Here is a 25,033-nt window from a genome sequence, read left to right on the forward strand (position 1 = left end):
TTTTAATAATGTTTTATTTTAACTCAAATACTATTGTTCCTTTGATATTCCGGGAGGAACTCCCAATCATCGCTTCAAACTTACCGGGTTCGGCTACCCATTCATGTCTTGCATCATCAAAGAAACTCAACGCTTTTTTATCAATCGTCAGTGTTACCGTTTTCTCTTCTCCCGGAGCCAATTTAACTTTTTGGAAAGCTTTCAGCTCCTTCAACGGACGCGGCAGGGAAGATTTTTTATCGCTGATATAAAGCTGAACAATTTCCTGACCTTCGCGGATTCCTGTATTTTTTATGTTGATGGTAAACGAAATCGTATCATCGGCGGTCATTGTTTTCTTGTCCGCAGCAGGTTTGCTATAAGTAAAAGTGGTGTAGCTTAATCCGTGTCCAAACGGAAACAATGGCTTGATTTTTTCTTTATCTGCCCAACGGTAACCTACAAAGATGCCTTCATGGTAAGTTTCGTTTATTGTGTCCCCTTGATGCTTAGTTACCAATTCTTCTTTATTGCCTGGATATTCGCCTAATCTATGAGCACCTACATCATCCAATTTTACGGGAAAAGTAAAAGGTAACTTACCGGAAGGATTAATATCTCCGATTAATACAGAAGCGAGGGCCGTTCCGGCTTCCGAACCCAAGAACCAGCCTTGAACAATGGCGGGAACTTCGTTCACCCAAGGCATAGCTACTGCATTACCGGAAATATTGACAAAAATCAAATTCTTATTAATCTTAGCCAATTCACGGATTACTCTGTCTTGCGCATATGGCAATCCCAAAGAAATACGGTCTGAACCTTCACAATCTTGTCCCTCACTCTTATTTAGCCCACCGAAGAAAATAACATAATCCGCGTTTTCGGCCATTTGCAGAGCCTCAGCGAGAAGTTCGTCTTCCGAACGGTCGTCTTTCAAGTCCTGACCGGTTTTCACACCGTTATATTCACCTGTCGGGTCGCCTACGTAACCACGGGCATACACTACTTCCGCTTTTGTACCTACACGATTCTTCAATCCATCCAACGGAGAAATCTCGTACTTCACTTTCAAGGAAGAACTACCACCGCCCACTGTCATCATCTTGATTGCATTCTCACCGATAACGGCTATTCTTTTCGCTTTGTTCAAGTCGATAGGCAACACGTTATTGTTGTTCTGTAAAAGAACGATTCCTTCTTCAGCTATCTTACGACCGGCTTGTCCGTGTTCGGGAGAACCTAAAGAACCGAACGGCTTATGCGGATTCATCGAAGTACGGAAAATCAGACGAAGGATGTTGCTGACTTTCTCGTCCAACTCTTTTGTTCCGACTTTACCCTCTTTAATCAGTTTCAGGTAAGGGAAAGCCAGGTAATAATTATCATAAGCATTATGGGCTCCGTCAGACAATCCGTTTGTCCACGAACCGAATTCCAAGTCCAGTCCGTTGTAGATGGCTTGTTCGGTATTATGCACACCACCCCAGTCGGACACTACCACGCCGTCGAAGCCCCATTCGTCACGGAGAATGTCTTTGAGCAGACGTTTGTTGTGGCAAGCGTGCTGCCCCTGATAAAGATTATAAGAACCCATAATTGACCAGGCTCCACCTTCTTGAATGGCAGCCTTGAAAGCAGGCAGGTATATCTCATAAAGGGGACGGTCGTTTAGGTACATATTCGTAGTGTTCCGATTGGTTTCCTGATTATTCAACGCGTAATGTTTCACGCAAGCGGCTACACCATTTTCCTGCACTCCTTTGATATAAGGAACTACCATCGTGGCGGACAGATACGGGTCTTCACCCATATATTCAAAATTACGTCCGTTCAGAGGAGTACGATAGATGTTCACACCGGGTCCTAATAAGATATCTTTTTTTCGGTAACGCGCCTCTTCACCGATACTTTTTCCGTAGAGATGAGACATTTCCGGATTCCATGTGGCAGCAAGGCAAGTCAATGCGGGGTAAGCGATGCAGGAATCGTTTGTCCATCCTGCCTGGTCCCATTCATCCCACAATACTTCCGGACGGATACCGTGAGGACCATCGGTAGCCCATACTTCGGGGATTCCAAGCCGAGGTACGCCTGCCGAACTGAATTTTGATTGTGCATGAATCATCTTCACCTTTTCTTCAAGGGTCATCCGGCTCAATGCGTCTTTTACTCGCTCTTCGATAGGTCTATTCGTATCTAGATACGCTGGCGTCTGTGCAAAGACAGGCAACGCAGCCTGTAAACAGAAAAATAATAGTTCCACTAAGATTGTCAGTTGTTTCATACGTATAAAAAGATTAGTCAGTATTAATATAGAATTATATGAGTTACAGTTCATATAAAAAAACAGATAATAATCGTTTGATGTGATAAAGAACTACCTATAAGCAAAGACTAATATTTCGATAATCAGTCCTTACCTATAGGTAGATCATCAAACACCAATTGAAATTTAAGTGAAATGTCTTAACAAGTTTGCTGCTTTTTATTTGAAATCACGGGATGAACAATCTATAATCAGACGATTGTTCTCCGGATTTAATGATACTGTATTTCCACTCTGTTTCACATTACCTTTCAGACAGACAATGCCGTATGAAATACCTTTCAGTTCACCAGTCAACGAATTGTTTCCTTTCACTTTCAGTGGCAATGTCTTTCCCGTGGCAATTTCGAGTTTCAACTTCCAAGGGTTGGATGTTTTACCTTCAATTTTAATCTCTCTCTCGGACAGGGTGATTGTATAGGCAGATTGGTCGGTAGCTACACAACGCAGTTGCATCTTGCTGTCATTCACTGTCTTCACTTCTACATTCTTTATGGTCACTTCTTTTTCAGCTCCGTTCTTTATGGTGTAAAAACGGATAGCAGCATACTCTTTGGGGGTGCTCCATAAGAAACCGTCAACAATCGGACAAGTGGTGAATACACACTGGTTAGAAGTCCCACGTCGTTTTAAATAATCCGATTCTATACGTTCATCAAATAAGTGGATATCCCTAAAACGAATGGAATAATCATTCCATAACAGATTTGTACGGTAGAAACGACTGTTGAACCATACAGTCCGATTACCATTGTCTTGCGCGTCAGTGAGTGCTGTGACCGAGGTAGGAGGAGTGACTGGATATTTCTTTTTAAACCAACGTCCCGCTTCTTCCAGTGTCTTAATCTGTATATCTCCGGCTTGTGCCAATGAATCGAGAAGAGGGAATTGAACTCCCAATCCTTTCTTTATACCTGCCCAAGTAAAAGAATTTTCCTGACCGACTTGTGTATAGTTAAAACCGATACAGGGATCTTCAAAAATAGATTTAAAGAAATAGCGCACCCATTTTTCATTCCTGCCTGCCTCCCAAACAGGTTCCAACGTAATAACTCCCTGTGCAGATTCTCCCAAACTGGTATCATATTGATAAATAGGATCACTACCTAACATGCGGAATACCGGAACGGGAATTTGTCCTTCTTTCGTCTGTGCAGGCATATATCCGTTGAGGCGACTGGGATAGTAGGCTTGATTCCAATAGCCGCCCCACAATGTATAGCCATCTGTTCCATACTGATCCCTACATGTACATGATGACACAATGCCATATTTTTCATACATGTATCTCAATGTATGGGCATCGATAAACCATGAACCGACCGAAGCAGGATATTTTCCAAAAATCTCTTTAAATTTTTCCATGTACACATCTACGAGTTTTTCTCTCTCTTCCGGAGTATATCCTACGGCAAAACCGACATCTGCATGCCAGTCCCATGGATAACGTCCTCTCCATTTCAATCCGACTGCTTCTACATGCGGTTGAGTGATTTCCCACCAACCACCAACTTCTGTTCCTCTTTTCATCTCTTCCTTCAAAAGTGACTGATAACGAGGATTGATCAATGCATCGTATTGCAGTAAGAAAGTTCCTCTCATATTGTACTTCTTTAACAGTTTCACCTGTTCGCATACCGTTTCATACAATACATCTTCTGTGATGTTATTGTCTCTGGGCTCCAATTGACGTATAAAGTTGATGATGTTTACAATGCGAGGAGGATGATTATTTTTGGCAGTACCATTGGTTACCGCCAGAAATAATAGAATCGTGATTGAAAAAAATAATTTCATCATTGCGTTTCAAGATTATTGTTTAAAACATTATTCATAAAATACATTCCTGCAATGTCATATTAGCCTATTTAATACTGACGATAAGCTTCCGACATCTGATTAAGTGTTTTAGGAATCCACACTCTATAGCGTCCGGCTGGATTCCAATCATTCCCAGCAGAAGCAAAATCACAGAATTTAATCTGTTTGACAGCTTTGTTTTCTATATTTTCCAAATCCGTACCAAGTATCATTGGCACCTCCATTGTAACCCATGCAAAGGAATCTTTTCGAGTTTCTTGTGGCACAGCCGATACCTCTCCCTTTTCATTCTGTTGAATAATGGCACATTCATCTACATATCCATCCATAAACCGACTGTCACGGGCGAACACCAATGGTCCATAGGTTACAGCTTGATGCCGATCATACTCCTCCACTTTCGCTTTTAATCTGAAATTAATGGACACTTTATCTCCTTTTTTCCACTTTCTTTGCAAGTAAAGATACCCGCCTTTGCGTACACTTGTCTGTGATTCTCCATTAATGGCAATCTGATAATTATCATCCACCCATAATGGAATGCGGAATGCTAATGTAAACTCTGTTTCTTTACGTGGATTTATTGACAATTCAACATGTCCATCAACAGGATATTGAGTTTTCATATCAAGTTTTATTTCATTTTTATTCATGAAAAATGCCGCCTCTGAATCCAAATAAAGATTTACGTACACCTTGTCATTCTTCATCATATATGCCGTTTGGGGAATTAAGGCAAACGCACGCGGACCATTAGCATTACAACAATTGATTTGCATGCCACATTGTTTTTCGCCTTCACATCTACGTCCTTCTAACGGACTATATTTAGATATTTGCGTACCATCATTTTTCATGGACGACATCAATGCATTATACATGGTGCGTTCAAATTCGTCTGCGTACAATGAATTGGTCGTTTCCTGCAATAGCCGTGCACACAATTGCATCCAGGTAAATGTCACACAAGTCTCCATGGTATGGTAAGTAGGTATTGTTTGTTTTTTCTTTCCTTCATACCAACATTCAAAAGTTGCTCCCGAACCGACTATATTGATTTCATCAGCGATGATGTTTGCAACAGTCTTCTCGGTTGCCTGCAAATACAACGGATCGTTAGATATTCTGCCTAATTCAACCATTCCCTCATAGCACGACATCATTTCATAAGCTTTCTGTCCATTTTCATAACTCCACCATGATTTAGGAAAAGTAAAACGATGGACGGGGATATTCTTTAGCGCTTTGGTAATTAATTGCGAATGGCCTTCTTTTTCAATACTGTTTATAATTCCTTTTGCGAAGTGCAAATAACGTGGTTCCTTTGTTACTTCATACAAATAAACAACCGGCTCCAATATGGAACAACTTGGCATTCCGTAATAAAATCCGGTTTCTGCGATATCGAGTTGTTTCTCTTCCAGTTCTTTTATCAGAAGATCTATTAAGCGTTGTACAGCAATCAATGCATTGTCGTCTTTGGTCAATCTGTAGTAAGACAATAATGCCAAAGATGTGTATTTCCGTCCCCAGATATCCCAACAAGTCAGTCGACTTTCCGGTTTATAATTGCCGATATAACCGTCGGCGTGTTGTGTTTCCATAAACTGATTGGCTGCATTCACAATCTTCTGATAAAGCTCCTCATCCCGTGTGTATTCGTATGATGCAATAGCTCCTAACATCCATTTTCCTAAGAATTCTGATTGCCAACCGTTTCCTTCCGTCAGATGCCGAAAGGGCTCTACCAGTTCATCCGCATTCTGTGCTTTCACTCTTTGGTCAATACACATCCGGATGCGGTCTCCAATATAGCCGTTAATACTGATTCTTCCTCCTTCGTTATTTGTACCACTGAAGAGTTTTTTAGTCTGTCCGTTAGCACTAATAGCGGTAAGAGCAAAAAATAAAATATAAATAATTTTTTTCATTTTCGTTCATGCAATAGTTCGTTGATTTTTCCAGACCCTAAACGGGCCTGGCAGTAAATAAAACCAGTTCTTTGAAAAGTTTGTCAATAACTTGTGGGTCCGGTTGCAGACCGGACACGCAAATAAATCGCTCAAACGACAGTTATTGACAGTATTTCAATGAACTTTTATATAGCGGAACCGGTTATAAGGATTCCAATGTTTAACTTTTAGTATAGTAATTTTTTACTGAAGTGTTGTAAAATAAAGTAATGTATAAAAAAGTCCCGCAAGCAGCACAATCTCATTGATATCAAAGGAATGGTTACGTTGCGAAACTTGAACTTTCACGCTATCCTGCAATCCGTATTCTTACGACAGCCTTGCTTAATACGGATGTCTCCGGCAGTATGACTGTGGTGCTCCTTCCGTCTGAGACAGTCTCCAGCTCCTGTCCGTCCATCTCTGCAGATGCCTCTTTGACTCCCTCCAGTACAATGGAAAGTGCACGTGTCTGGAGTGCGTTGCTGTATGTCCCCTGGCGCGGGTTCACGACCACTGTCATCGTCCTGCCTCTGACGGTCTTCTCGATAAGTGTGGTTGCATACTCGTCAGGATATGCCTGGCTCACTCCGTCATCCTCATAGTGCAGGTATGAAGCCTTTGTCGAACCCGGTACGATGAGCAGACGGAGTCTGTTGTCCTCCTGCTGGAGGTTCTGTATGCCCTCTCCGGCGAGCGGGATTATTGAACCGGCCTTCACATACCACGGATTCTCTTCAATGCTGTAGTACAGTGTCTTCTCCGAACCGCCCCTATGCATGCAGTGGTGTGCCATGTCGTACCAGTCGTTTCCTGCCGGGAACCACATCCTCCTCTCAGTCTTTCCAGTTTCAGGGTCAAGCGGCTGGCAGAGGACTGTAGCGAGTATATTGTTCCCGAACATGAATTCCTGATCGAGGCTGTACGCCCTTTCATCTTCCGGATAATAGTAGTACATCGGCCTGCATATGCTGACCCCTGTGTCGTATGCCTGCCGTGCCGCATCGTAGATGTACGGTGTCAGTGCATACCGTAGGTCAATTGCAGCCTTCATGTATTCAAAATGTGACGGATATGCCCATATCTTCCTCTCCAGATACTTTGACTCGGTGGAGTGTGTCTTGAAAATCGGAGTGAAGACTCCGTACTGTAGCCATCTGGTGTACATCTCCGGGTCAGTGTCGTGCTCCTCCTTCTGAAAATGCCCTCCGATATCGTGTCCCCAGTATCCGTATCCCACATTTGATGCAGTGGCCGTGAAGTGCGGCAGCATTTCCAACACTGTCCACTCGTCAAACGTGTCTCCCGAGAATCCGAGCTGGTAACGGTGGCTCCCGAGGCCTCCCCATCTGTGATATATGAACGGCCTGTCCGCAGACTTTCCGAGATATGCGGACTGCCGTACCTTGTCGTTGAAGAATGCATAGTTTATCCAGAACGTATTGCTGAGCCCGTCCATATATCTGCTTTCCCTCCACTGCTGCCAGTCGAGCCACCAGAAGTCCACGCCCTGTTTCTCAAGCGGATGTATTACACTGTTGAAATATGCGTCAGCCCATTTCTGCTGGCTCATCCTGTAAGGCACAGGTGCCATGTATCCTTTCTTCGCCAGGCTTCTGTCGCAGCCTTTGTATATGTACGGCTCGCTGCCGTAGATATAGTCCTCAGGTCCGTCGTAGTCATCTGTCCTTGACAGGTAGTCCTTTACAAATGTCCCGTAGCAGTCCTCGTACGGGCGGATTCCGGAGGCCGGATGAAGGTTGAGTGATGTCTTGAAATTCATCAAATGCAGGTCCGACAGCAGACCGACAGGGTCGACAATCAGATCCCTGTTCCATGTGTATCCGGTCCATCCCCGGTTCTGTCCGAACTCATCATTGCCAAGACGTTTCTGCATCGGTTTCCAAGTGAGATGCCAGTCCATGTCAATGACGAACACGTCTGCCGGAACCTTATGCTCACGCATCTCAGAAGCAATCTGTAGCAGTTCCTCGTCCGTGTATATCCAGTACCTGCTCCACCAGTATCCGAATGTGTATTTTGGAGGCATCGGAATCTTTCCTGCAACTTTGGTGAAGTCGCTGAGAGCGGCAGTGTAGTCATGTCCGTAGGCGAAGATATACCAGTCAATCCTGTCACCAGAAGGCCGCTCTGCAATCCATTCCCCCCAGTCAGAATCGTCCTTTTCGAGCAGATGCCTTCCGCTCTCGTCCACGATGGTCCAGCCGTCGCGAGAGAGGAGCCCGTCCTCCATTTCTGCAGGAGTCTGGACATGAGGGCGCGCCCATGTACAACGCCGCAGTGTGTTCTGTTCATACCTTCCGTCTATCTCGTCGAGCGTCCTGACCGTTCCCTTGAGGTTTCCTTCAGGCTTCATGGCTGGGGTCCATGTCACAGTCCTTCCGTTCATCCTGAACAAGACTGAAAGGTTTTCCGGAGCGAATCTGCCTCCCTTGTATTCCAGGGTCAGTGCAGCAGTCCTTATCTGTACTCCGGAATCCTTTCTTCGTACATCATACTGTGGTACGGGAAGTTCCCTGTTGATTATTGCAAGAGATGCGCGGTCCTCGAACGCTCCGTCCTCTGACCACTCCATCCGCACAAGACGGTCTGTGAGGACAGTGAACCTGGCATTGCCGCATATTACGGTCGCCTGCTCCGGTGCCTTGGGGTTCTGGCCCGCTACGGCCATGCTGAAAAGAATAAAGAAAAGAATTATTATAATCTGTTTCATTTAATACAATAGTTCGTTAATTTTTCCAAGTCCTAAGCGGCCCTGGCAGTAAATAAAACCAGTTCTTTGAAAAGTTTGTTAATAATTTGTGGATCCGGTTGCAGACCGGACACGCAAATAAATTGCTCATTACTCAACCGTGACGTTAGTAACATAGTTGTTTTTGCGTATAAGATTTGATGTTCCGGTTACTTTCGTACCTTTGGCATAATAATCTTTAATGTGTATATTGGATACTTTGTGCTCTTCGCTATATCCCATCAAAGCAATTCCTGTACAAACGGAACCTATATGACGAATATTCTCAAAATATACATTATTTATACTTCCTCGGATGTTATCCTGCGACCATGGGGTACCTGTAATTTCCAAATTAACTGTTCTTCCCCATGAACCTGTATCCAATGGTTCGTCTTTCAGCGTAGCATTTTCTGTTATCGGTTCTTCAATAGAAATATTGTTGAAATGTACATTTTCGATACGGGCTCTATCTCCATTCTGCATGTCCAATGCAACCATTGTAAAACGAGGAATATAACAATTTGAAATAGTGACATCGCGAATAACATCTACCACAGTTTCGGCTCCAAATTCAATAATTTTTCCCCAGTCATTCCAAAGCACACAGTTATCCACTTTTATATTTTCGATAACTTTTTGCTTGTCATAACAAGCTTTCTGTCCTTTAATTGCAATACAGTCATCAAACGCTCTGACAAAGGAATTCTTTATTGTTACATCGCTACTGTTGACAATATCTATCCCATCAGCATTATATCGCCAAAAGCCTACCAACTTGACATTGTCGAAAGTGATTCCATTACAATAATAGGGAACCACCGCCCAATGAGCCGGATCTTTCACAACAATGCCTTCAATATGAGCATTCGATACTCCCTTCAAGGAAATGGAATGTCCCGAATTCATGTGGCTTGAGTCGAGAATACCTTTTCCCACAATTTTTATATTAGACGTGTTCTCACTCTCAATAGCTCCGTAGACTATTGCTCCTTCGTCAATATATACCATTTCATTACTTCTCATTGTAATAAGACCGGCTTCATGGGTGCCGGGACCAAAATAACGCGCATCAGCACTTCTTTCGACTGTCAATTTTTTCGGATTGGCAAACAGATGCAAGGCTTCATGATGATCACCAAATTCGACAACGAACTGGCAAGGACTTGATAAGGTGAATTCAATAGTATTTTCTTTCACAACGGGAACAATGCCAAACTCTGTAGGACGTATTTTACATTCCTTTACATTTTTCGGTGAAGTAATTCTCACCACGGCATTCTTTTTATAATCGAAACAGGCAAAATGTGCTATTTCCGTCTGAGAAATAGGTCGTTGATATCCTTCAAACGCCTGATTATGGGGATATTTAGAAACCCGTGCCTGATGAACTGTTACCGGAGTTCCATCTATTTCTATCTTCCATTCTCCTAACGGCTTATCAATCAATTCATCATTTGTCTTACTATGACAACTGGTAAAATGAAAACTGCAACTTACAATAAGTATATACTTAAAAAAAAGATTTATTGCTCTCAACATGATTATTAAAAAGTTATTGTTTTTAACGTGATTATTAAAGATCTATTGGGATACCGGAAACTGTATTCCTGAGCTTCCGGTACTCTATTCATTCTTTCAATTATTTATATCCCGGATTTTCCACTAAATTAGGATTGTTACCTGTACGTCCTAACGTGATTGGGAAATAATATTGATGTTCGGAGAATTTAGGTCTATTATCTCCATCTATATTATATAACATTTCCAGTTTATATTTAGGCGGATTCGTACCATAAACCTGTATATAACGCAATCCGGAATTGCTTTTCGACAATACATCTGTAGCTATCCTCCAACGTCTCACATCCCAATAGCGATGTCCTTCGAAAGCCAGCTCTACTTTTCGTTCATGACGTATTTTTTCACGGTCGATGGTTTCCAATTCTTTGATACCGGCACGTCTTCTCAGTTCATTAATAGCACCCAGTGCGTCTGATTCATTCAGTTCAAAAGCTGCTTCAGCCAGGTTCAACAATATCTCTCCATATCTGAAAACGATATAATCGGTACTTGAGAAACCGGGAGGGCCTTGAAGGGTATTGCTACTTTCATCCAAATATTTCATTACACCAAAACCCGTTCCGAAACTGTTATCTACAGTTTGTGTACCCAGTGCTGACACACCCTCGTGTGATCCTGAAGTCAAAATCTGTCCATTCGGCAAAAGCAATCCATTATGGTAATCGACTTTAGCTCCTTTCCAGTCGGTATTTTGCGTATAAATGGTGGCAAAAAAGCGTGGGTCTTTATTTCCCCAAAGTTCTTCCGTAGTCCACGTTCCATTCATGATTTGTTGTTTGTTCAACGTACCGGGCGTTCCGTCTATGTATTCGAATTCCTCTGCCATTTCAAGGTAAGGGGCGTCTTTGTTCCCTGCATTCCATGCGTGTGGTTTCGGGCATTGGGCAAAATCATACCCCCAACAGTTTCCACCACTATACTGGCCGGTATCTATAGATGTCGGCGAGCTATTATGCTTTTTGGCAAAAATCACCTCATTGTTGTCTTTTACAAGAAATATATTCTTGAAATTTACGACCTTATCAGCATCCGAATTGTATAAAGAGAATTTCTTTTTTATCTCTTTTGAAGCATTGTATGACTGGCGATAATAGCCTTCTGCTTCTGATGTTGGTATTCCCAATAAGCCGTCCAATTGTACTGTACCGAATTGCGCAATACTTCCGGCATATAAAGCCGCGCGGCTTATCAGTGCCAATGCCACATATTTAGTGGGGCGTCCTGATTTTGAATCCGCCACATCGGGCAAATGACCCTTTTCAACGACGTCTGTCATTTCAGAGAGTATGAAATCATATACCGCCTTCTCTGAAGTACGTTTAGCATACAATTCTTCTTCCGGGTCATCTAACTTCTGAGGGACTGTAATCAATGGAACCGCACCATATCGTTTGACCATTGCAAAATAATTGAATGCTCTCAAAAAACGTGCTTCCGCCATCCGCTGATCTTTTAAATTTTCATCAATCGGGGATGAAGGTAGCCGTTGCAGGAATTCATTCAATTTACGGATAATGACATAAGCGTGATCCCACCATTCTAACAGACCACCTCCTATACTCAATCCGCCGGCTTTATAAATGGCTGCATCACCTGTGTTATATCCCCAGTTTACCTTGGCTTCATCGGCTATTTCATTAATCCAGTGCATTCCCATTCCGGCTTCGCTTTGCCAAAAGCTATCAAAGTGTTCGGAAAAATAGGTAGGCGTTTCATTGACGAATACGGAAGTCTGATAATAGCATTCCGAAAGATAACTTTCTATTAATACGGGATCACTCCAGACTGTTTTGTCTGAAATTATATCCAGCGGTTCCTTGTCGAGCACATCCAAACAAGATGTCATTGTTGTGAGTGTTGCTGCAAACAACCCTAACAGTAGATTTCTTTTATATTTTTTCATTGCATTCTACTTTTATTGTTCTAAAATGAAACATTTAATCCAAGACTGATGGTACGTTGTTGCGGATAATAGCAACCGACGTTCGGTGCTTCGGGGTCAATTCCATATTTGCCAAGTTTGTTGAATGTCAACAGGTTTGTTCCCGACAAATAGACTCTTACGTTACTTAACTTGCATTTTTCTATAAGATATTTTGGTAAATTATATCCTAAAGATGCTACCTTCAAACGAAGATAACCCGCCTTCTTGTAAAGGAAATCAGATGCCCAATTATTACTTGCAGCTCCTCCTAAACGGTAGAACAAAGCATTAGGATTGTTTTCAGCCGAAGTCCATCTTTCCTCATAGAGTAAAGTGGAAAACATATCGCTTGTTACATGCTGGTTATAACCGAAAGCTCCTTGGAAAAGTGCACTCAAATCAAATCCTTTATAGGCTAATGCTATATTGATTCCATACATCCAATGCGGAGTCTTCCCTTTTCCTATTTCAGTCTGGTCTTTCCAGTTGATAATGTTATCACCATTCAAGTCTTTATACTTCACATCTCCCGGTCGGAGGGTAGCATTACCGCCCAAATCTTGATAATGTGGTGCTTCCATGATTTCTTCCTGGCTGGTAAATAGTCCTTCGGAGATATATCCATAATCGCAATCTGTCCATTTTCCGCTCTTCAAGTAAATTCTTGCTTGATCGGGGTCGGTTATATTTGCTTCTTCGACATATTTCCATTTCGCACGCGACCAAGAAATGTTTCCGCTTATATCATAAATGAGATCATTCCACCGTCCGGAGGTTCCTAATTTTATCTCAAACCCTCTATCGGTTAGGCTATTCAAATTCTCTGGCGGCAGAGCAGCACCGAAGGTGGACGGTAAAGAGCCGAGCCGATTGGCCGGAATACCCGTACGTTCGCGATAGAACACATCCATTTCTCCATATAAGTTCCGGTTAAAGAATGAAAAATCAATACCGACATTGCTTATTTCCACTTTTTCCCATGTCAAGTTAGGATTGGCAAGCCCTGTGGGAGTAATACCTTGCACCGCGTCATTACCAAACAAATAGGAATGCCCGTAATTATAGCCCGACAAATATTGGAAATTTCCTACACCGTCATTTCCCGACTGACCATAGCTAAGACGCAACTTCAGATTATCGATAAATTTGATATCAGACATGAATTTTTCTTTGGAAACCACCCAACCTAAAGAGACGCTGGGAAAATATCCCCATCGTTTCTCGGGAGGGAATTTGGCAGAAGCATCAGCGCGAAGAATTGCCTCCAGCAAGTACTTATCCATATAACTGTAATTGATTCTTCCGACAACGCTCATTCTCCCCATTTCCGAAGCATATCCGTTATTGGTCATACCTTCTGCGCTACCGGCAAACATTTGGTCAATGGCTGTACTCATGAAGTTTTTTCTTCCTGCAAGTAAGGTATTACTTGAGTAATCAATGCATTCCAGCAAAGCCATTGCCGACACATGATGGTCTTTGAAATAATTATCGTAATTGAAAGAATATTGCTGGGTAAACGTGGCATCCCGCAACACCGATTGGTTTAAAGAAGCTTTGCTGCCACCGAATGTTCCTGCCAATGTGTACGTTTCACTGGTAGGATCATACGTGTAAAGAGTCACCGGTTTGGAAAATGTCTTGTTAAATACACCAAGCTTTCTGTAACTTTCAAATAACTTGAACGATAACCCTTTCACAAATTTGAACTTGTATTCCAACGAAGCAGAAGCACGCAAATCCTCATTTCTGGTATCTGAGTATCCGGTCAGATCTCTATTTGAGCTGACATGCAAACCTCCTGTACCTGCTCCATTCGCATAAGATATTTTGCTTGGATCGGGCAGAGTGGCGGGATAATAAGGTAATGTATTCCAATAATCCTGCCAGATGTTAGACGTTCCCGGAGACATGTCGCGTGTTGGGAAATTACGATCTTCCTGACTGTATCCGATGTTTACTTGCAGGGTCAGATTATCCAATATTTTAGCATCGATATTGGATTGGTAATTGAATCGCTCATATTTACCCCCATTTTTCTTAATCATCGTCTGTTGATTCAGATAGCCGACGAATCCGTAATATTTAATCTTGTCACTACCACCACGAATTGATACATTATGCTGCTGTTCGGGTGCCCAATCTCTCATTATCACTTTATACCAGTCAGTATTGGGAAAGAGAGGGTCTGTACCTTCATAGTATTTCCGTACGGCTTCTTCCGTAAAAGGAGCGTCAGCTTCAGGCTTTCCGGACTGAAGGTGTTTTTCTCTTTCCATTTCAGCTCTTTGACCGGCATTGGCAGGCTTCAACATGTTCGTTGCGCCCTGCCAGGTAAACGTACTGTTGACCGTGATTGTCGGCTTCTGATTGATACCCCTCTTTGTGGTAACCAATATTACACCATTACCGGCCCTGGCACCATAAATTGAGGCTGCTCCATCTTTTAGTATAGATACGGACTCTATCTGATTGGTATCAATATTATCAAGAGATGCTTCAACTCCGTCGACAATGACTAACGCATTGCCAAATCCACGAATGTTTAATGCAGCAGAATTAGCACCAGGCTGACCGCTGGATTGGGTGGCAATCAATCCGGGTAATCGTCCTGCCAATGAGTTGGAAACCGTAGCTATAGGAGCTATTGTCAAGTCTTCCGACTTTACGCTGGATATAGAACCAGTCAGAGTACCTTTCTTTTGGGTTCCGTAGCCCACAACCACCACCTCATTCAGCAATGCATTGTCCGATTGCATTTTAACATTCAATACTTGTTGATTGCCTGCTTGTAAGAGCTGTTTTTTATATCCGATGTATGAAAACTGTAATTTTGTATCGTTATATACCTCTATTGAAAAACTTCCATCTATCCCTGTAACAATTCCTCTATTTTCTCCTTGGGCCATAATACTGACTCCTACCAAAGGTTCGTTGGTATCTTCGTCTAATACCCATCCTGTCAATGTACGTTTTTTCCGTTTCTTGTTATCCTTCGAGGATTGTTGTATTTCCTCTTTTTTGAGAGAAATTTGCCTGTCTTTTATCTCATACCGTACATCTGTACCTTCAAATAATTGGTTCAAGATGACAGTGATAGGTTTATCCTTTACAGACAAACTGACATTACGTTTCGTATCAATCGCTTTATTATAGTAGAAAAAGATGAATTCGCTATTCTTTTCTATATAATCAAGCACTTCTTTAACTGTTTTATTATGTATTTCCACTGTTAGTGTTTTCTCCTGAGCATATCTGTCCGCATTTACTGCGTAAGAATGCAAAGAAAGAAAACAAAAACTAAAAAGAAATAATATGCGAGTAACTCTCGTTCCCGCAGAAAATATACTACTAGTATTTTTCATATATTAGCAACGAATTTTATATAATTAAATAATTAAATGTTGTTTAATTTTTGGCTGAATGATAATTGCAGTATCATTCAGCCTTTTCTTAAGGACTTTTATTTCTCATAAAATTTATATATTGAAGGGATAGCAATACTATTTCTGATAGGAACCCGGGATCAAATTACCTTCAGCAGGAAAGGCTTTAATGCTTTCCAACCAGCCCAAGAACTCTTTGCCTAAACTCTGTTCTATCTTGGCGGGACGAGAATCCGGTTCAAACTCATTGATGGCACTTTTCACGGCACTCAAAGTTGTTGGAGTAAAGCCAAGGGCAGCAATATTTTCATCCCATTCACTAATCTCTTTCTCACTGTTATAATTGAATCCCAATTTGTGTCCATTAGAGTCCCATTCTGTACAGCCGTATAGGTCGGTATTTGAAGGAATGAACCCGCTGTTATTCGGAGCAATACCTCCAAACAGGTTATAGCCTTTGGAAGTCAGGCGACATTTATCAGGATCGCTTACATTTACAAGAGGATAGTTAACAACACCACCAGTAATAATGATATTGTTCATCAAGCATGATTGTTGGGAAGGAGTCGATTCGCAACGCAAGAGAATTCCCTCACACCCCTCTACTATCGTATTGTTGACAAGCAGCATTGCAGCAGCTCCATTTATAGAACCTTCACTACCCCAATTTGCGATTAAGAACGTATTGTTCATACACAAATTTCCGGCAGACATTTGAATGGCATAACCGTATTCTCTACCTACATTAAAATTGATGCGGCTACCGTTGATGAAAAGAACCACATCATTGTTTTTTGAACGGATAGTTCCCAGCGAACCACCATCACCTGTGGCATTATCTCTCACCAATACATCATTCAACTTGACGATACCGTGATCAATGAAAATGGCAGAACCACCCGCACCCTCCGTTTCAATTCTGTGATTCCGGCACTTTCTGATGCTACAATGGTTCAATTGCAAAGTTGCCTCCGCGTGTGCTACATAAAAACCGCTACCGTAGCTATTGTCTGAATTGTTAGCATGAAAACCTTGAGAAAAGGTAAATCCATCGAATGTAACGTCTGTATAAGCGCCTAATGTGAACAATGAATAATCGCCGTCATCAGCTTCACCATTTCCATTCACATCTCCTGTAAAGGTGGTCGGATTGGCTACTATGTCGCGTTTGTCCAAATCCGTTCCGGTACTTGCCGGATCGTATCCACCCCAGAATTTGATTACAACTTGCTTCTCAAGCTCTTTGTATGCAATCGTCACACCTTCGGGTTTGTCTCCAATAAGATAGGTACCTTGTGCGACGTGGAAAGTCATATTTTCGACATCTCCGGTTGCTTCCGCACTACTATTCAGCAGGGCGCGCAATTCTGCTGTGCCCATTGCGTTGTCCCAGTCTTCACCGGAACCCGATCCCGCTTTCTCTTGCTTGACAAAGTAGGCTTTCGACGGTACTTCCGGAATGTCGGGAACATCCGGAACATCGGGAACATCCGGAACGTTGGGCTCGTCCGGTGGAAGCACCTCTTTTGTGTCATCGTCCGAACATGCGTTTCCCATCAAAATAGCTAAAGAAAAAAAAGCAATCTTTGAAATCGCTAAAAGTCTGTTTTTAATTATGATATTTTTCATATATCAGTAATAAATTTTATAAAGTTAATAAATGAATGTTGTTTAATCTTTTGGTTGAATGATAATTGCAGTATCATCCAACCTTTTCTTAAGGACTTTTGTTTTTCATAAATTATATATTAAAGGGTTAACTATAAATGATCCATACCTATTCTTTTCTTACAAATATTCTCCCTTCTATTTCTTCGCAATATATAGGAGCAGAAAAAGAAATAGTATGTAAAACGTCTTCCAATTTTTCTTTCAAATCCAGTTTCCCGGAAACTTGCAGCTCTGCCACGCCGGATTCCAAGACAAATTCTTTACCGTAATACAAATTTAATTTTCTAAATACCTTATCCAAAGGTTCATCTACATACATCAGCATATTCTTCACCCAACATATATATGGCTCAACATCTACATTGCGGGGAGAATGCAACCGTCCCGTTTCTATATCAACCAGTTGCCCTGGAGCAAGTATCACTTGTTCTTTCTGCTGATTCTTTACATTCACACTTCCCTCAACCAATACGACAGATGAAACGCCCTCCGACGGATATGCAGAGACATTAAAAGATGTCCCCAAGACCTGTATCTGAAAATCTTTAGTCCGGACGATGAAAGGAGCATCCTCATTACGGAACACGTCAAGATAGACTTCTCCTTCTACATAAATCTCACGTCGATTCTTTTCAAAATGACCGGGATAAACGACGCGTGTCCCTGAATTTGCCCATAAACGTGTTCCGTCTGCCAAAGTCAATCGGGTTCTTTTCCCTTTCGGTATTATCAATTGATTGAACTCTCTTTCTTTCTCCTGTGTTTCTCGCTGAGTAATTGTGTCAGAATTGACTACCACCGTTCCATTTTGCGAATAGATGATATTTGCATCTGTTTCTTTCACTTCCACCTCCTTCTTGCCTGGTATCAGTAATCGAATATCCTTGTTGGTTGCTTCTTCGGCTTGTGTGTATTGGGCAAAATCAACAATTGAATCATCATCCGCATAATAAGCAATAAATTGTTTGCCTAACCAAAACATGCCGAAGAAGATAACCGCAGCCGATAAAGCCGTGGTGACATACAGGATACGGCGTCGTGAGTTCTTTCTTTTCTCTATGAATACTTGTTCTTCTACACGTCTCCACAAGTCGTCCAGTTCTTCAGGAGTGACATGTCTCTCCTGTTCTCTGGCGTGCTTGATCAATTTTCGTGCAACATGGTGGTGTATTTTAAACTTTCTTTTCTCCATTTTTCATCATCTTTGTCTTTAAAACGATGATAATGCAAATGTCTACTCACTTTTTCCGAAAAAAAATAGAGTATTTATAAAAAAAGAGCAATATCGTGTCAGGAAAAGAATAAAATAATGAATAGTAAATACTCATCCAAAGTCATTTTTGACCGTAAATTAGTTAATGCACGGGAAACCAGATTCATGGAAGACTGGGGATTTATGTTCAAGACAGTTGCCATTTCTTTATAGGACAATCCTTTGACATAACGAAGATAGATTGCCACCCGCTGGTTCTCAGGCAGACTTTTGTAGGCGTTTATCAATTTTTTGCTTAATTGAAGTTCTTTATCATCATCTTTAAAAAGAGATTCTAAAGCAGCATCTTCTATTTCCAGTTCAAAGAAATGTTCATTCAAATCTTCCGTCAGTTTCAATGATGACAATTTATCGGATATAACATTTTTCAAAGAAGTTAAAAGATAAGAACGTACATACTCCGTCGATGATAATCGCTTACTTGTACAAAGTTTAACAAAAACATCCTGAATGCAATCCTTTACGAATTCTTCGTCCGAAGTATATTTCAGACCGAAGTTAAGTAATAATTCGTAATGTTTCTTATACAATAAAGACATAGCTTTCATATCACCCTTCAATACAAGGTTCCATAAAGCCACATCTTTCATGTTTTGATATGAGGTATATTGCATCAGAAAAGCAAGAAATATTGCGTTTATAAATTAATAATTCGTTGCAAATATAATTAAATCTTCAAGAAAAAAATAATTTTCTCTTCATCTATTACTATCAATATGCATTTTGCTATTTATTAAGTTACAAATTGATAGGGACGGAATACTTTAACCTTCAAAAATAAAAATAGCTATTAGATTGATTTTTCATCATACCAAATGGAAAGATTGTCTTTGCTCAAATCATGGTTCTTGTTTCTGATTATAAACTCGAAAAATGTATTGATAAATATAAAGGAAACTACAAAACCAAGAAGTTCACTTGTCGTGACTAGTTCATGATAATAGGTTATGCTCAGTTCACAAGGAGTCCTAGTCTTCGAGTGTATCAAACCACATTCTGTTCAGTTCGCCTTGACAAATAGAAAGTACTGATATTTGTGACAGACCATCTGATTTGCCCAAATGTTAAAAATAGATATTTCCGTGAATGGCAACAGATACGATGAGCGGGCACTTCAAAAGGGTACCCTCATTTTTTTTGTAAAAGTCCGAACTTTCGCAAGCTCGAACTTTTTTATTTGCTCTAAAATGTTTATCTTAGAGCATGTTAATTGAATTTAAGGAGTATTCTCAAGGCATGGATTCCTTATTTCCTTCCCGTCTTGATGAAAATATTTCTTCGGATGCTCCGGTCCGGCTTGTCAATCGGATTGTTGATGAACTTGACATCAGTCCGTTGTTGTCCACTAATAAAGGTGGTGGTTGTCCTGTTTATTATCTCCGCATGCTTTTGAAAGTGTTGTTCTTCGTCTAGCTTAACAATGTGTACTCTTATCGTAAGATAGCACGTCTTCTTCAGGAGAACATCCTTTACATGTGGCTTTCGGGCAAGTCTACTCCCGACTTCCGTTCTATTAATGATTTCCGTAGCAAGCGTTTGAAGAGCTGTATCCATAGTTTGTTCACTCAGATTGTACTCATGCTCGTTGAGTTGGGATATATCAGTCTGGAAAAAGCAGCAAGAAGTTTGATTACCTTTGTAGAGCAGATTGAAATTCACTTAATTATGAATCGAACAACGATAGAAGATGCCATATTTCCGGACTGTCCCATACGGAATATTTTAGCAAGGATCAGTGACAAATGGTCGTTACTGGTCATTTATACACTTGACAGATCCGAAAAGGAATCGGTCCGTTTCAAGGAATTGCAGCGTCAGATCTCAGACATATCGCAAAAAATGCTGACTGTAATGCTTCGTACCCTTGAAGAAGACGGTTATGTGACACGTACCATCTATCCCGAAGTGCCGCCGCGCGTGGAATATACGCTGACCGAGAGAACAAAATCGCTGCTGCCGCACATCAATTCCCTGCTCGGGTGGGCTTTGGAAAACCGGGAGCCGATCATGCAGGACAGAAAGAAAGCGGCCGGAAATTCATAACACATTATAGAACATATCTTACTCGCCCCTCTTTCCGCGGTTTAGCCATTCCCGTTTCTCCGTCCGGATATCCCAGACAAAGACAGACGTGCGCTTTGTAACGCCTCTCTATGCTGGCTTCCTGCATTAGACATTGCCCTGGTTCGCTGGCGAATGTTTCTTCCGCTCGGCTGACATAGCAACTGCCTATCCCCAGCGACCATGTAGCCAATGTCTTGTTTACGGTTGCTGACGTACAGTCATTCACTCCATAAAGCCAATTAGCGCAAGCAGGTTGCAGAAAAGAGGGAATGAAAATATAGTTTCAATCACGAGATTTCTTTTCCCTCCTTTCTGCGATAATTAGTTTACTTTGTTTTTTCCCTATACGTACCCAGATTAAAGTAAACCTAATTTTGGCCATATGCAGATATGGAAACAGTACCATTTTATAGCACTCAACAATGCTACGATTTACATTAGACTAATCGAACAATCCGTTTACCAAATTGACCGCATCGTCCTTTTTCTGATTGATGATTTTAGCGTACACCTGTGTCATTTTCACATCGGCATGACCGAGTAACTTCGAAGTGGTATAGAGATCCGCACCGAGTGTCAACATCATCGTGGCAAAAGTGTGGCGGGCAGTGTGAAAGGTGAATCGCTTGTCGATTCCCGCAGCTTTCGCCCAAGGCTTGATGAGTATATTCATCATCGACGGACTGGGCAAATCAAAAACATGGTCTTCTGCCGTCTTTTCGCCTCGTTCCGGCATCCACTTCAACGCTTCGGGGGAAAGAGGCAGGTAAATCGGTTCTTTGGTCTTTTGCATGGACACAGCCAAGCGGTATTGCCCTCTATCAACGAATACGTCTTTCCACTTCAATCCCACAATATCACTCACGCGCAATCCGCAGAAGCAGGAGAACAAATAAGCGGACTTCACCGCCTTATTATTCATCGGAGTGGCAATCAATGCCCGGACTTCTTCGATGGTCATATACGACCGTTTGCTTTCCGGAAGGCGAATCTTATCCGAATTGTTGATTTTGGTAAACGGATTGACCTTGATAATCTCGGCTCGAACAGCAGCATTCAAAGCTCCGTTCAAGATACGATAGTAGGTGTGGAGTGTAAAGTTCGACACACGCTTTCCTTTGGGACGATATTCCGTTGTCAGATAATCGAGGTAGTCCTGGCAGAATGCCTTGTCGATTCGATCCATCGTCATCCGTTCTCCTGCATAGTCTTTCAGGATGCGAATGGTAACTGCGATTTGGTTTCCATCCTTTTTGCCTCGTTTTGCCTGATTCTCCTTATACGTATTCATCCAATCGAGCAAGAATACTTTTTCCCTGTTCTCGATACCGGCTTCCCCATTAGTCAGTTCGATGATACGCTTTGACTTGATAGCATTAGCCGCATCCATTGTGGCTTGATTCCGTTTCCGGGCATTATTGTCCGTTTCCGGGATGATATACATTTTGAGGTATTCATATGTCCGCTTTCCATCGCGGTAAATATCCAGATATAAACTCTTGCTTCCATCACTCAACGGCTTCATCCGAAGACGGATTGGTTCTTTGACTTTCGTCGGCTTTTTTACTCGTGGCATAAGCAACTCCTTTATTTGTTATTTCTGTTGCAAAGGTATGAATAATAATCCGAATTGAGGAACAAATAAGAAACAAAAATGTACCGAATAAGAATCAATCAACTGAAAACTATGAAAACAACTGAAAGGAGATATAGATACTTAAATATTTGTAAAACAGCATATTCATTTTCACTTGTTTGGCTGTTGTTTTCTTTTTTAGTGTATGTTCTATAAATCTGGTAAATTTTAGCAATCGCAGATAATAAGTGGCCTGTCTCCACGTCTATGTTGTATATAATTTTGTTATATATCTCAATGGGCGTGGAGCTATTACTTGTTATTTGATTGCAGGCTTACCAGAGCCTTTCACAAAATAATATCGTAATAGTTTCCGCGCCTTTTTTATTGGTGCTGCGGGAAACCAATAAATTATCTAAAATTGAGAATATGGGCATAATTAGTGATTTTAAAATGTTTCTCTATTGGCACAAAATGCTTGCTTACTTAATAGCATTGGGCTACATAGTATTAATTTTCGTAATATTCGTACTGTCACTGATTATTGCACAGCAGAATGAAGATATTGATACATTAAAGTATATTGATGATAACCAATGCAATACTAAAATAGATGAATACCCTAATAAGCGAAAATCCGAAAAGAAATATCACTTTATTCAGATTTATCATAGATAATAACTAAGAATGAGTTATTTGCAAGAGCGATTTCTTCGTAACTCATATTCTTCGAATTGATATTTATCGTATATTTGTAGAAAAGTAAAGGAGAAACGGATATGAAAAGTCATGCTAATAAAGTTTTAGAATCTATTAAGCAGGCATTAACGGAGCATTTACCAAAAGGAGGAAAGGCTTTGTTGTTTGGTTCTCAAGCTCGGGGGGATGCTCGGGTTGATTCTGATTGGGATATTTTGATTATTCTTGATAAAGAAAAACTGGAGCCTGAAGATTATGATAAGGTAAGTTTCCCTTTAACTATGTTGGGATGGGACTTGGGGGCGCGGATTAATCCGATTATGTATACAATGAAAGAATGGGCTGCAAGTTGTATTACACCATTTTATAAAAATATAGAACAGGAAGGAATTAAATTAGTATGAAATTGACAGATGAAGAACGTAATTCTTTGGTGATATTACAATTAGAGAAAGCTAAAGTGTTTTTGAAGCAAGCAGATGAAATGTTTGATATGAAGTATTGGGATATTGCTTCCAATAGATATTACTATGCCTGTTTTCATGCTGTTCAGGCTTTATTAATACAAAACGGATTATCATGTAAAACTCACGATGGACTGATAGCTTGCTTTGGCTTGAATTTTATAAAAACGGGTAAAATAAGTACACGCTTAGGAAGCTTTTTGGCGCGTATGGAACAATTGCGGCAGAAAGGGGATTATAATTGCATTTATTCAATATCAGAGGATGAAATCAGTACGATAAAAGCTCCGGCAAGAGAACTTATTGAGACTATTGAAGTTCTACTTGCCGAATCATAATTTTTGTAAGGCTATTATTTATTAAAGAACCAATTCTTTAATCTTTTCAGCAGCATTTACTATATATGCCGGACTAAACTCTTCCAATTCTGTCCGTGGGCGGAAGCCCCATGTTACACCACAAGCTGTCACACCTGCATTAGCTGCTGTTTGCATATCGACTCCCGAATCACCGACATAGAGGACATCTTCTTTTTCTACATTCGCTAATTTTAAAATATCAAAGACTATTGTAGGGTCGGGCTTAACGTTCACCCCTTCCCGTTGGCCGAAAACGGCAGTGAAGCGGATTTCGGGGAAATAATGGGCAACCAGTTTCTCGGTAGCTGCCTGATACTTGTTGGAAGCTACGGCAAGCTGGATACCAGCGGATTGTAAATGGGATAAAAGTTCTGAAATACCCGGATAAGGGCGGCTGTCATCTGCATTGTGGACATCATAGTAAGGAACGAACTCTTTTCTTACCCGGAGTACATTCTCTTCTGTCTTTTCTCCTTCGGGCAATGCACGTTCAAAGAGTTTGTTGATACCATTTCCTACCATGAAGTTATACTTTTCCACATCGTGTGTGGGGTATCCTAATTTATTTAAAGCATAGTTGGTACTGTGTGCCAGGTCGGCGATAGTATTTAGTAATGTACCATCCAAATCGAATATTGCTAGTTTCTTCATTGAGCTCTTTGTTTTATTGTTAATCCTGTATTTTCTCTCTTTCTACTGGCAAAGGTAGGAATAAAAAACGGATTGATGAACCGATATCCGGTTACTTTCGTTATCTTTGTATCTACAAAAATGAAAGAAGAAAGGAGATTATAATGGACAATTCAATGGAACTGGAAGCTTATAAAGCAGAATTAGCCCGGGAGATATTGATGTCGAACAGTCGTCAGTTGCTGGATAAGGTAAAGATGGTTCTTCATGGCGAATCATCAACTGTTTCAGATATTGCAAAAGAAGATGCTGTGGAATATAAGACCAAGACGAAAACAGAAATACTAAGTGATTTGGAGCAAGCGTGTCAGGAAGCCAAACTGATACGTGAAGGAAAGGCGAAGGGAATATCAGCAGAGGATTTGCTTAATGAACTGTAATATTATAGCTACCTCTTTTTTCAAGAGGGAATTGAAAAGACTGAGTAAGCATTATAAGTCAATGCAACAGGATTTTGCAAATTTGTTGGAATCACTGAAAGAGAACCCGGAACAAGGTGCTGATTTGGGG

At 41.1% G+C, this 25,033-nt stretch carries 18 protein-coding genes and 2 pseudogenes; 6 read left to right on the top strand and 14 right to left on the bottom strand.

What is annotated here, in order from left to right:
• Positions 1-13 precede the first annotated feature (13 nt).
• The 11 genes and pseudogenes from ACGHVY_RS01055 to ACGHVY_RS01105 all read right to left on the bottom strand — a co-directional run bounded on the left by ACGHVY_RS01055 (position 14) and on the right by ACGHVY_RS01105 (position 19,261).
• A complete protein-coding gene (locus ACGHVY_RS01055; RefSeq protein WP_390596487.1) occupies positions 14-2,266 on the bottom strand; it encodes a glycoside hydrolase family 3 C-terminal domain-containing protein in 2,253 nt (750 codons plus the stop codon).
• Between the two features lie 201 nt (positions 2,267-2,467).
• Positions 2,468-4,108 carry a hypothetical protein gene (locus tag ACGHVY_RS01060; protein WP_390596490.1) on the bottom strand — a complete coding sequence of 547 codons (1,641 nt, stop codon included), beginning with the start codon at positions 4,106-4,108 and terminating at the stop codon, positions 2,468-2,470.
• Between the two features lie 68 nt (positions 4,109-4,176).
• Entirely contained in the window at positions 4,177-6,060 is a 1,884-nt protein-coding gene (locus ACGHVY_RS01065) for a beta-L-arabinofuranosidase domain-containing protein (RefSeq protein ID WP_390596492.1), read from the bottom strand.
• 331 nt (positions 6,061-6,391) lie between these two features.
• Complete coding sequence (locus tag ACGHVY_RS01070; protein ID WP_390596495.1) at positions 6,392-8,815, bottom strand: TIM-barrel domain-containing protein; 2,424 nt, start codon at positions 8,813-8,815, stop codon at positions 6,392-6,394.
• A 32-nt stretch (positions 8,816-8,847) separates the two neighbouring features.
• Positions 8,848-8,943, bottom strand: a pseudogene (locus tag ACGHVY_RS01075) (transposase); the annotation flags it as partial.
• A 1-nt stretch (position 8,944) separates the two neighbouring features.
• On the bottom strand, positions 8,945-10,375 hold the full coding sequence (locus tag ACGHVY_RS01080) for a glycosyl hydrolase family 28 protein (RefSeq protein WP_390596498.1): 1,431 nt from the start codon (positions 10,373-10,375) through the stop codon (positions 8,945-8,947).
• 100 nt (positions 10,376-10,475) lie between these two features.
• Entirely contained in the window at positions 10,476-12,320 is a 1,845-nt protein-coding gene (locus ACGHVY_RS01085) for a RagB/SusD family nutrient uptake outer membrane protein (RefSeq protein WP_390596501.1), read from the bottom strand.
• A 20-nt stretch (positions 12,321-12,340) separates the two neighbouring features.
• Positions 12,341-15,571 carry a TonB-dependent receptor gene (locus ACGHVY_RS01090; protein ID WP_390596503.1) on the bottom strand — a complete coding sequence of 1,077 codons (3,231 nt, stop codon included), beginning with the start codon at positions 15,569-15,571 and terminating at the stop codon, positions 12,341-12,343.
• A gap of 273 nt (positions 15,572-15,844) precedes the next feature.
• A complete protein-coding gene (locus ACGHVY_RS01095; protein ID WP_390596506.1) occupies positions 15,845-17,284 on the bottom strand; it encodes a hypothetical protein in 1,440 nt (479 codons plus the stop codon).
• A 220-nt stretch (positions 17,285-17,504) separates the two neighbouring features.
• Positions 17,505-18,590, bottom strand: coding sequence for a FecR family protein (locus tag ACGHVY_RS01100; RefSeq protein ID WP_143259965.1), 1,086 nt, complete (start codon positions 18,588-18,590; stop codon positions 17,505-17,507).
• Positions 18,591-18,688: 98 nt separating this feature from the next.
• Positions 18,689-19,261, bottom strand: a complete 573-nt coding sequence (locus ACGHVY_RS01105) for an RNA polymerase sigma factor (protein ID WP_143259966.1) — start codon at positions 19,259-19,261, stop codon at positions 18,689-18,691.
• Between the two features lie 233 nt (positions 19,262-19,494).
• Between ACGHVY_RS01105 and ACGHVY_RS01110 the strand changes: the two genes are divergently transcribed.
• The 3 genes and pseudogenes from ACGHVY_RS01110 to ACGHVY_RS01120 all read left to right on the top strand — a co-directional run bounded on the left by ACGHVY_RS01110 (position 19,495) and on the right by ACGHVY_RS01120 (position 20,714).
• Positions 19,495-19,602, top strand: coding sequence for a DUF4372 domain-containing protein (locus tag ACGHVY_RS01110; RefSeq protein WP_370511921.1), 108 nt, complete (start codon positions 19,495-19,497; stop codon positions 19,600-19,602).
• 272 nt (positions 19,603-19,874) lie between these two features.
• Positions 19,875-20,285, top strand: a pseudogene (locus tag ACGHVY_RS01115) (transposase); the annotation flags it as partial.
• Positions 20,286-20,336: 51 nt separating this feature from the next.
• On the top strand, positions 20,337-20,714 hold the full coding sequence (locus ACGHVY_RS01120) for a winged helix-turn-helix transcriptional regulator (RefSeq protein ID WP_390599634.1): 378 nt from the start codon (positions 20,337-20,339) through the stop codon (positions 20,712-20,714).
• Between the two features lie 4 nt (positions 20,715-20,718).
• Here the strand turns inward: ACGHVY_RS01120 and ACGHVY_RS01125 are convergent, their stop codons facing one another.
• Together ACGHVY_RS01125 and ACGHVY_RS01130 are read right to left on the bottom strand one after the other, a co-directional pair.
• Positions 20,719-20,961, bottom strand: coding sequence for a hypothetical protein (locus tag ACGHVY_RS01125; protein ID WP_143259968.1), 243 nt, complete (start codon positions 20,959-20,961; stop codon positions 20,719-20,721).
• A 216-nt stretch (positions 20,962-21,177) separates the two neighbouring features.
• Positions 21,178-22,311, bottom strand: coding sequence for a tyrosine-type recombinase/integrase (locus ACGHVY_RS01130; RefSeq protein ID WP_390596510.1), 1,134 nt, complete (start codon positions 22,309-22,311; stop codon positions 21,178-21,180).
• Between the two features lie 779 nt (positions 22,312-23,090).
• Here ACGHVY_RS01130 and ACGHVY_RS01135 point away from each other — a divergent pair.
• A complete protein-coding gene (locus ACGHVY_RS01135; protein ID WP_390596513.1) occupies positions 23,091-23,414 on the top strand; it encodes a nucleotidyltransferase domain-containing protein in 324 nt (107 codons plus the stop codon).
• Positions 23,411-23,812 carry a HEPN domain-containing protein gene (locus ACGHVY_RS01140; protein ID WP_390596516.1) on the top strand — a complete coding sequence of 134 codons (402 nt, stop codon included), beginning with the start codon at positions 23,411-23,413 and terminating at the stop codon, positions 23,810-23,812. Before ACGHVY_RS01135 ends, ACGHVY_RS01140 begins: the two co-directional genes overlap by 4 nt.
• A 21-nt stretch (positions 23,813-23,833) precedes the next feature.
• On the opposite strand, the gene ACGHVY_RS01145 is transcribed toward ACGHVY_RS01140, so the two are convergent.
• Positions 23,834-24,484 carry an HAD family hydrolase gene (locus ACGHVY_RS01145; protein WP_390596518.1) on the bottom strand — a complete coding sequence of 217 codons (651 nt, stop codon included), beginning with the start codon at positions 24,482-24,484 and terminating at the stop codon, positions 23,834-23,836.
• 143 nt (positions 24,485-24,627) lie between these two features.
• Between ACGHVY_RS01145 and ACGHVY_RS01150 the strand changes: the two genes are divergently transcribed.
• On the top strand, positions 24,628-24,903 hold the full coding sequence (locus ACGHVY_RS01150) for a hypothetical protein (RefSeq protein ID WP_390596521.1): 276 nt from the start codon (positions 24,628-24,630) through the stop codon (positions 24,901-24,903).
• The last annotated feature ends 130 nt before the right edge of the window (positions 24,904-25,033 follow it).

It is taken from the genome of Bacteroides sp. f07, assembly GCF_042854785.1.
Lineage (GTDB): Bacteria > Bacteroidota > Bacteroidia > Bacteroidales > Bacteroidaceae > Bacteroides.